Source organism: Geobacillus sp. CAMR5420 (assembly GCF_000691465.1).
GTDB classification, from domain to species: domain Bacteria; phylum Bacillota; class Bacilli; order Bacillales; family Anoxybacillaceae; genus Geobacillus; species Geobacillus thermoleovorans.
The window spans coordinates 62,075-75,321 of record NZ_JHUS01000032.1; the positions used below are offsets into that span (position 1 = coordinate 62,075).

General features: G+C 53.9%; 10 protein-coding genes and 1 other RNA gene. 9 read left to right on the forward strand and 2 right to left on the reverse strand.

Annotated elements, in window-relative coordinates:
* The first annotated feature begins 122 nt into the window (after positions 1-122).
* The 4 genes from DI44_RS08845 to DI44_RS08825 all read left to right on the forward strand — a co-directional run bounded on the left by DI44_RS08845 (position 123) and on the right by DI44_RS08825 (position 5,464).
* The gene (locus DI44_RS08845) at positions 123-908 is read left to right on the forward strand and encodes an IclR family transcriptional regulator (RefSeq protein ID WP_033025320.1); all 786 of its coding nucleotides are present in this window, start codon (positions 123-125) and stop codon (positions 906-908) included.
* Positions 909-1,152: 244 nt separating this feature from the next.
* Positions 1,153-3,429 (forward strand): DEAD/DEAH box helicase, encoded by a 2,277-nt coding sequence (locus DI44_RS08840; RefSeq protein ID WP_015374717.1) that lies wholly within the window; start codon positions 1,153-1,155, stop codon positions 3,427-3,429.
* 84 nt (positions 3,430-3,513) lie between these two features.
* The gene (locus DI44_RS08835; protein WP_015374718.1) at positions 3,514-4,779 is read left to right on the forward strand and encodes a ribonuclease H-like domain-containing protein; all 1,266 of its coding nucleotides are present in this window, start codon (positions 3,514-3,516) and stop codon (positions 4,777-4,779) included.
* Between the two features lie 439 nt (positions 4,780-5,218).
* The gene (locus tag DI44_RS08825) at positions 5,219-5,464 is read left to right on the forward strand and encodes a CotD family spore coat protein (protein ID WP_014195684.1); all 246 of its coding nucleotides are present in this window, start codon (positions 5,219-5,221) and stop codon (positions 5,462-5,464) included.
* A gap of 42 nt (positions 5,465-5,506) precedes the next feature.
* Here DI44_RS08825 and DI44_RS08820 read toward each other — a convergent pair whose 3' ends face one another.
* A complete protein-coding gene (locus DI44_RS08820; protein WP_014195685.1) occupies positions 5,507-5,701 on the reverse strand; it encodes a hypothetical protein in 195 nt (64 codons plus the stop codon).
* On the opposite strand from DI44_RS08820, the gene gpsB reads away from it, so the two are divergent.
* The 5 genes from gpsB to DI44_RS08800 all read left to right on the forward strand — a co-directional run bounded on the left by gpsB (position 5,700) and on the right by DI44_RS08800 (position 11,463).
* The gene (gpsB, locus tag DI44_RS08815; protein WP_011231037.1) at positions 5,700-5,996 is read left to right on the forward strand and encodes a cell division regulator GpsB; all 297 of its coding nucleotides are present in this window, start codon (positions 5,700-5,702) and stop codon (positions 5,994-5,996) included. The two genes, DI44_RS08820 and gpsB, sit on opposite strands and share 2 nt — an antisense overlap.
* Positions 5,997-6,095: 99 nt before the next feature.
* An RNA gene (rnpB, locus tag DI44_RS17960) (RNase P RNA component class B) lies at positions 6,096-6,492 on the forward strand.
* Positions 6,493-6,639: 147 nt separating this feature from the next.
* On the forward strand, positions 6,640-7,782 hold the full coding sequence (locus tag DI44_RS08810) for a class I SAM-dependent RNA methyltransferase (RefSeq protein WP_014195686.1): 1,143 nt from the start codon (positions 6,640-6,642) through the stop codon (positions 7,780-7,782).
* A 122-nt stretch (positions 7,783-7,904) separates the two neighbouring features.
* Complete coding sequence (locus tag DI44_RS08805) at positions 7,905-9,842, forward strand: ATP-dependent DNA helicase (RefSeq protein WP_033025263.1); 1,938 nt, start codon at positions 7,905-7,907, stop codon at positions 9,840-9,842.
* Positions 9,843-9,960: 118 nt separating this feature from the next.
* Positions 9,961-11,463, forward strand: coding sequence for a carboxypeptidase M32 (locus DI44_RS08800; RefSeq protein WP_011231041.1), 1,503 nt, complete (start codon positions 9,961-9,963; stop codon positions 11,461-11,463).
* Between the two features lie 133 nt (positions 11,464-11,596).
* On the opposite strand, the gene DI44_RS08795 is transcribed toward DI44_RS08800, so the two are convergent.
* Positions 11,597-13,246, reverse strand: coding sequence for a b(o/a)3-type cytochrome-c oxidase subunit 1 (locus DI44_RS08795; protein ID WP_033025266.1), 1,650 nt, complete (start codon positions 13,244-13,246; stop codon positions 11,597-11,599).
* Position 13,247: the final 1 nt, after the last annotated feature.

Genomic DNA, 13,247 nt, shown 5'->3' on the forward strand with positions numbered 1-13,247 from the left:
AATACGTTCCGTCCGTTAAGGCGGCGCTCGCTGCCATGCGCGCCTGCGCTGCTCTCCCGCCTGCAAAAGCCCGGCTGTTCGTGTATAATGGCGAGCGGAGAGAACAAATCGAGGTGAATGCGATGGAACGAGAAAACACGGTCAAATCGGTCCGCCGGGCGCTGCAAATTATCGAAATCGTCAGCACGAAAAAGGACGGGCTGGGCGTGACGGAAATCGCGAAACAAATGGACATCAACAAAAGTTCGGTGTACCGCATTTTAACGACGCTTGCCCAATACGGCTATATCGAACAACATCCGGAAACGGAGCGGTATAAGCTCGGCTACAAGTTTTTAGAGCTCAGCTCAAGGCTGCTTGATTCGATCGATTTGCGCCAAGAGGCGAAGCCATATTTGCGCGTGCTCGAAAAAGAAACGAACGAGGTCATCCACCTCGTCGTCTATGATCAAGGGGAAGTCATTTATATTGAAAAATTGGAAGGAACGGAGACGCTGCGCATGCACTCCAAAGTCGGCAAGCGGGCTCCGATGCATTGTACGGCGGTCGGCAAGGCCATTTTAGCCCATTTGCCGCCCGCGGTGGCTGCAGAGATCATCGATCGGAAAGGACTGCCGAAGCATACCGATTGGACAATCACCGACCGCGAGGCATTTTTCCGCGAACTTGAGACCGTCCGGCAAAACGGGTATGCGCTTGACTTGGAAGAAAACGAGTACGGTATCCGATGTGTTGCCGTTCCGATTTTTGACTATACTGGCGGCGTCGTCGCGGCGATCAGCGTTTCCGGCCCGACGATCCGCATGACGGACGACCGCATCACATCGCTCACTGTGCGCATGCGGCAGATCGGCAAAGAACTGTCGGCAAGGCTCGGCTATCGTGGAGCCCATTCCGTCCAGCTGTAGCGGCTGGACGTTTTTTTGTGCCAAGAAGAATGACCCTGTGGATGCCGCCTTGGCGGGGAAGATGAGAGGAAGGCATCCTTTTTCCAAAACTGTTCAGATACAATCGAACGTTCTGTCGTTCGGCCGGCTCCGATATATCGGTTGTCTGCCAGTTTGAAACGAGACAGGACTGCCTCTGGGTGGGCGTTTTTTGTAGTGCAAACAAACGGAATGCATGTAAAATAGAAACGAGGTGATATGCGACGTGAGAAAACAGACGCTTTCGGAATGGATCGAACAGCTTCGCCAAGATCCGAATGTCGTGTATTGGCATGAAATCGAACCGAAAGAAGCGAATTTCGTTCCGTTTCCAGACGAACTCGATCCGCGGCTTGGCGCGGCGCTCAAAGCGCGCGGCATCGCTTCGTTGTATACGCACCAGGCGGCCGCTTATGACGCGGTCCAAAGCGGGCGGAACATTGTCGCCGTGACGCCGACCGCTTCAGGGAAAACGCTTTGCTACAATTTGCCGGTGCTCGATGCCATTGCCAAAGAGCCATCGAGCCGCGCCCTGTATATCTTTCCAACGAAGGCGCTCGCTCAAGATCAAAGAAATGAACTAAACGAGATCATCGCCGAGATGGGGGTGTCGATTTACAGCCATACATACGACGGCGACACGGCGCCGGCGCTGCGGCAAAAAATCCGTCAAGCGGGCCATATTGTCATCACCAACCCAGATATGCTCCATACGGCCATTTTGCCGCACCATACGAAATGGATTTCTCTTTTTGAACAGCTGCGCTACGTCGTCATCGATGAACTGCATACATACCGCGGCGTATTCGGCAGCCATGTGGCGAACGTCATCCGCCGCTTAAAGCGCATTTGCGCCTTTTACGGGAGTCGACCAACGTTTATTTGCACGTCGGCGACGATCGCCAATCCGAAAGAGTTGGCGGAGCGGCTGATCGGCGAACCGGTGACGCTTATTGACAACAATGGGGCGCCGCGCGGGCGGAAATATTTCGTGTTTTACAATCCGCCGGTTGTCGAGCGGACGATGAACATCCGCCAAAGCGCGACAAAAACGGCCGTTGAGCTCGCAAGACAGCTGCTTGTCAACCGCATTCCGACGATCGTTTTCGCCCGCAGCCGCGTCCGTGTCGAGTTGATTTTAAGCCATTTGCAGGCGGTGGTGAACGAACGAATCGGCGATACGACGATCCGCGGCTACCGCGGCGGCTACTTGCCGAACGAGCGGCGCGCCATTGAAAAAGGGTTGCGCAGCGGGGAGATTATCGGTGTGGTGAGCACGAATGCGCTCGAGCTCGGTGTTGATATCGGCCAATTGCAAGCGTGCATCTTAACAGGGTATCCGGGAACGATCGCCAGCACGTGGCAGCAAGCCGGGCGCGCCGGCCGGCGCCAGGGCGATTCGCTCGTTGTGATGATCGCAAGCGCAAGCCCCCTCGATCAGTACATCATCTCCCATCCAGAATACTTTTTCGCCCGCTCGCCGGAGGCGGCGCGCATCAACCCGGACAATCTGCTCATTTTGGTCGATCATATCAAATGCGCCGCCTATGAGCTTCCGTTCCGGCGCGGCGAGACGTTCGGCGGCGTCGAGGTCGAAGAGGTGCTCGACTTTTTGGCCGAGCAAGGGGTGCTAAACGAACGCGCTGGGCGCTGGCATTGGATGAGCGACGCGTTTCCGGCGCATGATATCAGTTTGCGCTCCGCAGCTCAGGAAAACGTCGTCATCATCGATATTTCTGACACCGCCCGCCATCGCGTCATTGGCGAAATGGACCGCTTCAGCGCGATGACGCTGCTTCATGATGAAGCGATTTATTTGCACGAAGGAGCACAATACCAAGTCGAAAAGCTCGACTGGGAGGAGAAAAAGGCGTACGTCCGCCAAGTGGATGTGGAATATTTTACGGACGCCAATTTGGCTGTCCGGCTTGATGTGCTGTCGGAAGACCGGAGCGAAACGCGCGGACAAATGGCGGTGCGTTACGGTGATGTATCGGTCCGAGCGATGGCGACGATTTTTAAAAAGCTGAAGCTGTCGACGTTTGAAAACATCGGATCAGGGCCGATCCGGCTTCCCGAGGAAACGCTGCATACATCGGCGGCGTGGATCGAGTGGGAGGCGGTGCCGTCACGGTTTTCCCCGGCGCTGTTTGAACAACTCCTTGTCGGCATCGCCAATGTGCTTGGTCATCTCGTGCCGGTGTTTGTCATGTGCGACCGCTCCGATCTTCACGTCGTGCCGCAGCTTAAGGCGCCGCATTCCGGACGGCCGACGATTTTCCTTTATGATCGCTATCCAGGCGGAGTCGGCCTGTCGGAGGCGGTGTTTGAACGGTATGAAGAGATCATGAAACATGTGAAAGAATGGGTCGAACGTTGCCCGTGTGCGGACGGCTGCCCATCGTGCATCGGCATTTCAAGCGCTGACGGACCGTCGTTGAAGCGCGAACTTGTCCAGTTTTTGGACGAACAACTTGCCGTTTGGGCCGGTCCGTCCGTTTAAGCGTCGTCATGCGTGTTTTTGCCGAGTGTGGGAGAATCAACTTATAGAAGCAAGCCGACGTCAAGCAAGGAGGGGGTGAACGGAATGAAGCCGAAGTTGGCGCAATGGAAAGAATTGCTTGCCGCCCGGCATAAAAAGGAGAACGATGAAGAAAAAGAAGAAGAGAAACCGGACGGACGACCTGTGACGGACGTGCCGTATGCCGACGTTTGGCGGGAGTACGGCGCCAAGCCGTATTGGTTTGCCGGCGATTACTGCCTCATTCGGGAAACGGTGTATCCGCTTGACTATCAGCACGGTCGCTATCGGCTCGGAGCGCTGTATGAAGTGCACGAAAGATGGCAGGAAGCGCCGTTTTCCCATCCGCTCTCCTGCCGCGGCTTTGCCGTTCGCGACTTATTCTTTTTTGACACGGAGACGATGGGACTTTCAAGCGGGGCGGGAAACATCATGTTCTTGCTTGGCCACGCCCGCATTCTTGGCGATTTCGTCACCATCCGCCAGCATCTTCTGCCATACCCAGGGGCGGAAGTGGCGCTCTATCAAAGTTTTTTGTCTGACGTCGATTATACGACGCTTGTTACCTATAATGGAAAAGCGTTCGACTGGCCGCGCCTGAAAACGCGCCATGCGCTTGTCCGCAACATGGTGCCAAAATTGCCAGCGTTCGGTCATTTTGATTTGTATCACGCCGCCCGCCGCTTATGGAAAGACAAATTGGATTCGCTGCGCCTTTCGGAAGTGGAGCGGCACATTCTTCATGTCGAGCGGGGCGATGATGTGCCGGGCTTTTTGGCGCCGATGATGTACAAGGAGTTTTTGCAAACGCCCCATCCAGACCGGCTCATGCCAGTATTGCGCCATAACGAGCGCGACGTGTTGTCGCTCATTGCTCTCTACATTCACCTATCCGTTCAGCTGCTTGAAGCGGACCGGCTCGCTGACCCCAAGGAGCAGTTGGCCGCCGCCCGTTGGTTCGAAGCGGTCGGGGAAACAGCGGCGGCAAGGGGGGTGTACGAGGAGGCGAGCGGCAAAGGGGCGAAGGAAGCGCAGGCGGCGAAATGGCAGCTTTCGCTTTTATACCGAAAAGAAAAACGATATGAAGAGGCTGCTCTCCTTTGGCGCGACTTGTTGATCCACGGAAATGGCTATTGGAAGGCGAAGGCCGGGCTTGAACTGGCGAAGGTGTATGAACATTATTTCCGGGATGCGGCCGAAGCGCACCGTTATGCCGTTATGGCATATGAAGCGTGGCGGTCGCTCGCTAGGATGAGCCGACAACATAGCGAGAAAGAAGAAGCGGAATGGCGCAGGCGGCTCGCGCGGCTTGAACGCAAGAAAAACGGGTGAGAACTCGTCCATTTCCCTGGCAAGCGCAAAATATGACAGAAAACGAAAATGTTTCGTCTTTTTGTTGTGAATCTTGTAGAAAAAAGAAAAAACGTGTACAATGGCATCGGAATGAACGAAAACGATGGCAGGGAGAAGAAGACGATGCGGAGCATGTACAAAAAAATTTTGTATCTCTTTTTTATTGTCGTCGGTTTGACGTTTGTCGTGTTCAATTATATCTATTAATGAACGTCAGAGAGGCCGGCGCCGCATAACGGATTCAAAAAGACGAATGACGATGCCAAAACGTCCGAAGCACCGGGGGCGAGAGAGCCGGTAGATTGTTGGCGCGAATGGCTCTTCAAAATGGGTGTTTATACTAGTACGAGTCCACTCCGTTCATCATAGGCTAGTATTGTCAAGCAACAGCCTAAATTGATGAAAGGAGAGGAATATGATGCATTGCCTGCCGAATGTAACGGCGCCGATCGTTCATCCGCCTCGTTGCAACGTTTTGCATCATTTCGAAGCAACGATTGTGCCGCATATCCATCCATCGCATACGATGCATGTTTATCATCACCTGTATGAACATCAACATTATTTCCCGCATACGGAATCGGCGGTGGCTCAGGCTGCCAATCGCCATCTGTACTGCCCGGGTCCGGGACCGATGCCATTTCCGCCGTTTCCGCTGCGATAGTAAGGGCCAAAAACAGAAGCCGCTTTGTCGGCTTCTGTTTTTTTACGGATGGAAAACGCCGGCAGCCGGCGGCGTTTGGGCGGGAGGACGGCGTTTCGGCGCCGCCGGGAAGTCTGCGTGGGCGCCATGCGGCTTCCCGATCGATGCGGCAAGCCAACCGTCAATTGACAACCGGCTGAATTTCTGAAAAAATAAAGAGAAGATGATCGTTGAATGCGGATTGAGGTGAAAAGCCATGTCAGCCCATCAAGTGAAACTGACGCCGAAAGACATTTTAGAAAAGGAATTTAAGGTAAGCATACGGGGGTACAACCAAGACGAAGTGGATCAATTTTTGGATCTCATTATTAAAGATTATGAAGCATTTCAGCAAGAAATTGACGAGTTGCGCCAGGAAAACGCCCGGCTGAAGCGGCAAGTCGAGGAGCTTCAAAAACGGCCGGCGATGTCGGCGGGAACGACGAACTACGACATTTTGCAGCGCCTTTCCAACTTAGAAAAGCATGTGTTTGGCCGGAAACTGTATGAATAACCAGCCGGCAGGGCGAAGTTGATGCAGGGATTTCTAATTTTTTCTTCTTGATTCTCACACCAAGATCAGCTATACTGTAAGATGCTCGCAGCGTTAATCATGTTCGGGTAATCGCTGCGGCCGGTTTCGGCCGTAGAGGAAAGTCCATGCTCGCACGGTGCTGAGATGCCCGTAGTGTTCGTGCCTAGCGAATCCATAAGCTAGGGCAGTCTGGCTTCGGCTGGGCTGACGGCGGGGAAAGAACCTACGTCCGCATGCGGATATGGTTCGATTACCCTGAAAGTGCCACAGTGACGCAGCTCTAAGGGAAACCTTAGAGGTGGAACGCGGTAAACCCCACGAGCGAGAAACCCAAATGATGGTAGGGGCACCTTCCCGAAGGAAATGAACGGAGGGAAGGACAGGCGGCGTACGCTGCCTGTAGATAGATGATTACCGCCGGAGTACGAGGCGAAAGCCGCTTGCAGTACGAAGGTACAGAACATGGCTTACAGAACATGATTAACGCGGTGATTGGAATCGTGGGAAAGCCCTCCTGCAGGAAGGAGGGCTTTCTCTTTTGTGTGTTTTCCTTCCATATGACTATAATGGAAGTATAGGCCATGAATGAGGATACATACATCTATCAGATAGGGGGAACAGGATGACTTCGTTTTCGCTGATTGCCACGGCCGCGATGGGGCTCGAATCAGTCGTCGCGGAAGAAGTGCGCCGGCTTGGCTATGAGTGCCAAGTGGAGAACGGCAAAGTGACGTTTGAAGGCGATGCGCTCGCCATTTGCCGGGCCAACCTTTGGCTGCGCACCGCTGACCGCGTGAAGCTGAAAGTCGGTGAGTTTCGAGCGACGACGTTTGAGGAGTTGTTTGAACAAACGAAGGCGTTGCCATGGGCCGATTACTTGCCGAAAGATGCCGAGTTTCCGGTGATCGGGAAGTCGGTCAAATCAACGCTGTTCAGCGTTTCCGACTGCCAAGCCATTGTGAAAAAGGCAGTCGTCGAAAGCTTAAAAGCGCGCTATCATTTGTCGTGGTTCCCGGAAACCGGGCCGTTGTATCGGATCGAGGTGGCGCTTCACAAAGATATCGCTACGTTGACGATCGATACAAGCGGCGCCGGGCTGCATAAACGCGGCTACCGTGCTCGCCAAGGGGAGGCGCCGCTAAGAGAGACGCTCGCGGCCGCCTTAGTGTTGCTCACCAATTGGACGCCCGAGCGCCCGTTCGTCGATCCGTTTTGCGGGTCGGGCACGATTGCCATTGAGGCGGCGCTGATCGGCCAAAACATCGCCCCAGGGTTTAACCGGGATTTCGTCTCGGAGCAATGGCCGTGGATCGGGGAATCGGTATGGGAAGAGGCGCGCCAAGAGGCGGAACAGATGGCGCGTTACGACCAACCGCTTGATATTTGCGGGATTGACCTTGACCCGCACATGGTCGAGATCGCCAAGATGAATGCAGCCGAAGCGGGGCTTTCCGATCTCATTTCTTTTCGGGAGGGCCGCGCCGAGCAGTTTCGGACCGATGCACAATACGGGGTGATCGTCGGCAACCCGCCATACGGCGAACGGCTTGGCGAACAACGGGAGGTCGAAGCGCTCTATCGCGCCATCGGCCGCGCCTTCGCCGCCTTGGATACGTGGTCGGTGTACATTTTAACCGCCCACCGCGGTTTTGAAACGCATTACGGCCGCCCGGCGACGAAGCGGCGCAAACTGTTTAACGGCTTTATTGAAACGCATTACTACCAGTACTGGGGGCCGCGGCCGCCGCGCGAAGCTCGAAGTTGACTTCTCGGCGGCCATCGATCATAATATTGTTTTGTTACTAGGGATCGGGCGCGCAACAAACTTGTTGCGCGCTTATGCATGATATGCCGGGGGAGTTTATGCCAATTGGAGGGGTGGCGACGATGGGCCATGAGCGTTATCCGTTTGTTGTAGAAAAAAATGAAAACTTTTTTGATAAGTTGAGCCAGTGGATCGGCGATGTTTTTTATGACATTTTGCCGGAAGCCGGCTTTGAGCTGCGCGACGAGCAAATTTATATGGCGTTTCAGCTCGAGCGGGCGTTTCGCGAAAAAAAGGTGATCTTCGCCGAAGCGGGAGTTGGCACAGGGAAAACGATCGTGTATTTGCTGTATGCAGTCTGCTACGCCCGCTATACCGGCAAGCCGGCCATTATCGCCTGCGCCGATGAGACGCTCATTGAGCAGCTCGTCAAAAAGGAAGGCGATATTGCGAAGCTATCCAACGTGCTCGGGCTGGAAATCGACGTCCGGCTGGCGAAATCGCCGGATCAATATTTATGTTTAAATAAACTGGAAGAAGTGACGACGTATGACGATGACGACATCGAGCTGTATGAGCAAATTTACGATGAACTTCCGGCCTTCGTCCATGACAACAAACCGCTGCAGTCGTTCTACCGCTACGGCGACCGAAAAGAATACGCCCATCTGACCGATGAGCAGTGGAAAAAAATCGCCTGGGATCCGTTTCAAGACTGTTTCACGTGCGAAAAGCGGCATCGCTGCGGACAGACGCTTTGGCGCGACTATTACCGGAAGGCGGCGGATTTGATCGTCTGCTCGCACGATTTTTATATGGAACATGTTTGGACGTATGAAGCGCGCAAGCGGGAAGGACAGCTGCCGCTGTTGCCGGAAGCGAGCTGTGTCGTGTTTGACGAAGGGCATTTATTGGAGTTCGCTGCGCAAAAGGCGTTGACATATCGAATGAAAGAGACGACGCTTGAGACGTTGCTGACACGGCTTCTTGAAAACGACATCCGTGAAGAGCTCGCCTATTTAATTGAGGAGACGCTGGAGACGAGCACGCGCTTTTTTGATGAGCTGAAAGCGTGCGCGAAAGACGTTCCGGGTTCGAACCGGAAAGAAATTTTGCCGTCGCCGCGTCTTGAACAATGGGCGAAGCGGCTCCGCGGCCAAATGGTCGAAATCGGCAACGAGCTAGTGTTTGAAAGCGAGACGTATACGATCGATCATTACCAGCTGAACATTGTGGATGAATATTTGGACCAAATCCAGTATTCACTCGATTTGTTTTTGAAAAACGCCGACGCCATTACGTGGCTTGAGTCGTCGCGTCAAGAGGCGACGTTTGTCGTCATGCCGCGCACCGTTCAAGAAGTGTTGCGCGAAAAAGTGTTCAGCAAACGAATGCCGTTTATCTTTTCGTCAGCGACGCTATCGAGCGGAAAATCGTTTGCCTATATCGCCCAAAGCTTAGGCATTGATGACTATTTATCGTTCAGCGTGCCGTCGCCGTTTGATTACGACGAACAGATGACGATTTTTATGCCGACGTTCCGCACGGATGAGACGCTGTTTGCCAAAAAATACGCATATGCGCTTGAAAAATTGCGCGAAACCGGAGGCCGGGCGCTCATCTTGTTCCCGACGCGCGAGGAGCTTCTTCAGTTTAAAGAGGCGGCAGCCGGCGAACCATTTTCGTTTTTGTTTGAAGGCGACCGTGAAATCAGCGATTTGGTCGCCGAGTTTCAGCGTAACGAGGAAACGGTGCTTTGTTCCGAACATTTATGGGAAGGACTTGACATCCCGGGGCCGTCGCTTTCGAACGTCATGATTTGGTCGCTGCCGTATCCGCCGAATGATCCGGTGTTTCAGGCGAAGCGAAAAGCGTATAGCAACCCGTTTTGGGACGTCGATGTGCCGTATATGCTTCTTCGCCTTCGCCAAGGAGTCGGACGGCTCATCCGCACGCGCGATGACCGCGGCATCGTTTCCATTTTCGTCACCGACAGGGAAGATGAACGGGTCATTGCGGCGATCAAAGACGTGTTGCCGACAGCGGTGAGGGAAGAATGATATTCTTCCCTTTTTCATTTTCCACAAAAATAGCATTTTCTCGCTGGCAAGCAGGAAAATGGCACCTTGTTATGGAAATGATGATACGGCCATGAAATACATAGGGGGACTGAGTATAGTGAAACCAATCGAAGCGCAGTTTTTGCAATACGTGAAAAAAATGACGGGCTACCGCGAAGCGATTGGCCTCATGTATTGGGATTTGCGGACTGGCGCCCCGAAAAAAGGGGTCGAGCAGCGATCAGAAGTGATCGGCATGCTGTCAGAAGAAGTGTTTCGCATGTCGACATCCGAGGAGATGGCAGCCTTTATCGCCAAGCTGTCGCCCAAAGCTGTCTACGAGCAGCTGAATGACGTGACAAAGAAAACGCTTGATGAATGCAAAAAAGAATACGAGCGCAATAAAAAAATTCCAGCGGATGAATACAAAGAGTTTGTCGTGCTTTGTTCCAAAGCGGAAAGCGTTTGGGAAGAAGCGAAAGCGGCTGCTGATTTCGCCCGGTTTCGCCCGTATTTGGAGCAAATCATCGAGTTTCAGCGCCGCTTTATCCGTTATTGGGGGTATGAAGGACACCCGTACAATACGCTGCTCGATCAATACGAGCCGGGCATGACCGTCGATTTGCTTGACGAACTGTTCAGCCGCCTGCGCGAACGCATCGTCCCGCTTGTGCACGCCATTTCCGCCGCGTCCGACAAGCCGGACACGTCCTTTTTGTTCGCGCCGTTTCCAAAAGAAAAGCAGCGCGCTTTTCTGCTTGAGTTGCTTAAAGAGCTCGGCTATGATTTTGGCAAGGGGAGACTTGATGAGACGGTCCATCCATTTGCGATCGGGCTCAACCCGAACGATGTGCGCATTACGACGCGCTACGACGAGCGCGACTTCCGCACCGCGGTGTTTGGCACGATCCATGAATGCGGCCATGCGCTGTATGAACAACACATTTCCGAGGCGCTTGTCGGCACTCCGCTTGCAAGCGGAGCGTCGATGGGCATTCATGAATCGCAGTCGCTCTTTTTTGAAAATATGATCGGACGCCACTATGCGTTTTGGAAGCGGCATTACCCGCGCCTGCAGCAATACGCGCCCACGCAGTTCGCCGACGTTTCGCTTGATGCGTTTTACCGGGCGATCAATGAAGCGAAGCCGTCGCTCATTCGTATTGAAGCGGACGAACTGACGTATCCGCTCCATATTATCATCCGCTATGAAATCGAAAAGCAGCTGTTTGCTGGGGAGCTGGAAGCGATCGACTTGCCGGATGTATGGAATGAGAAATATGAACAATACCTTGGCATCCGCCCGCACAACGATGCGGTCGGCGTGTTGCAGGACGTCCATTGGTCCGGCGGCAGCTTCGGCTATTTCCCATCGTATGCGCTCGGCTATATGTATGCGGCGCAATTCAAGCAAGCGATGGAAAAAGAGTTGGATGTAGCTGGGCTGCTTGAAGAGGGGAACATCGCACCGATCCGTGAATGGCTGACCGTTCATATCCACCAGTTTGGAAAAATGAAAAAGCCGCTCGAACTTGTGCGCGATGCGACGGGCGAAACGCTGAAAGCCGATTATCTTATTCAATATTTAGAAGAAAAATATAAGGCGCTTTATCGATTATAGAAACAGGCGCGTCAGTGCAAACATCGTTCTTACGCTGTTCGTTTAGTTTTTCTGTCGACAAAGTCCTATTGTGTCTCGGTTTTATGCACATAAAGAGGAAGGTGTCCCGATCGCTTGGGGACACCTTCTTGTTTCACCATAATTTGTATCCTTTCGACCCCGGCGGAGCGTTTTGAATGATGTCGATGATCGGCACCGTATAGGCGATCAAAATGAGCGCAACGACGAGGCCGATCCAAAGCTTCCAGTTTTCAAGCGCCAGCGCAGCCCGTTCATACGGAGCAGCTGCCTCGGCGACCGGAAACTCCGTTTCGCCTTTCGGGGCGAAAAAGGCCAAGTTGATCACGATGACGAGAATCAAAATAATGCCGATGAACAAGATGGTGCCGCCGACCGCTTGCGCGATTTGGTACGGAATCCATTCAAGCGCTTGCGGCGAATTGCTGTACGTTGAGAACGCCGAGCGTCGCGGTGCGCCGAGCAGACCGGCAAAATGCATCGAGCCGGACATGAACGTCATCCCAACCGCCCAAACGATCGTTTGAATGATGGCGAGCCGGTTCATCGCTTTCGTCATCACCCGGCCGGTCAAATGCGGAATGAGCCAGTATGACGCACCAAAAAATGTTAGGACGACAGTCGTTGCCACCGTTAAATGGAAGTGGCCGGTCACCCAAATCGTATTATGGACGACTTGGTTGAGTTGGTGCGAGGCGTTAATAATCCCGCCGGTGCCGGCCGGAATAAAAAACAGCATCCCGACAAACGGCGCGAAAAAGCGGGCGTCGCCCCACGGCAATTTCCGCCACCAGCCGAACAGGCCGGTTGCCCCCTGCGAGCGGCCGTACGATTCAAACGTCGCAAACATGGCAAACGCGGTCATGAGCGACGGAATGATGACCATAAACGTCAAGACGACTTGCACGTATTTCCAAAACGGCGAAATTCCCGGCTCAAGCAATTGGTGATGGAAGCCGACCGGAATCGAAAACAGCAAAAACAAGATAAACGCCAGCCGTGCGAGTGAATCGGAGAACATTTTGCCGCCGATCACTTTCGGAATGACGGCGTACCAAACCATATACGCCGGCAATAGCCAGAAGTAGACGAGCGGATGCCCAAAATACCAAAACAGCGTCCGGCTCAAGAGCACGTTCACCCGATCCGTGAGCCCAAGCGACCACGGAATGAGCTGGAAGACGACGGTGGCGGCGACGCCAAGCGAACAGACGAGCCATAGCACCATATTCGTCACTGACATGAACGCCAGCAGCGGGCTCACTTGACCGCGGTGCGTTTTCCGCCAGCGGGCATAATGAGCGAACATCGCAAAGCCGCTCACCCAGCTGCCGACGACGACAAGCGCCAAGCCGATGTAAAAGCCGGCGTGCGCTTGCAGCGGCGCGTAAAACGTATATAAGACAGATGCCTTGCCGGTTAAGATGAAAAACGCACTCATGGCTGTTCCGATTGTCATCAGCCAAAAACCGATCCAACCGGTCCGGCGCGAACCGTCTGAGAGCGCCCCGGTTGTACGGCTGACCGCGGCGAACTGAAAGCCGATAATGAAAAACGTCGTCAGCACGAGTCCAAGCAAGACGCCATGCGTCGTCAAAATCGTGTAATAGCTGATCCCAGCCGGGAGCTCAAACTTGCCGGAACGGACTAATGTTTGCAATAGGCCGGCGAACCCCCCGAGCGCGAGGGCGGTAAAGGCGACGAACAAATGGGCAAGCGCCAGTTTCGCATCGCGGCGATCGACTTTTTCCAACGGTTGTGCCATG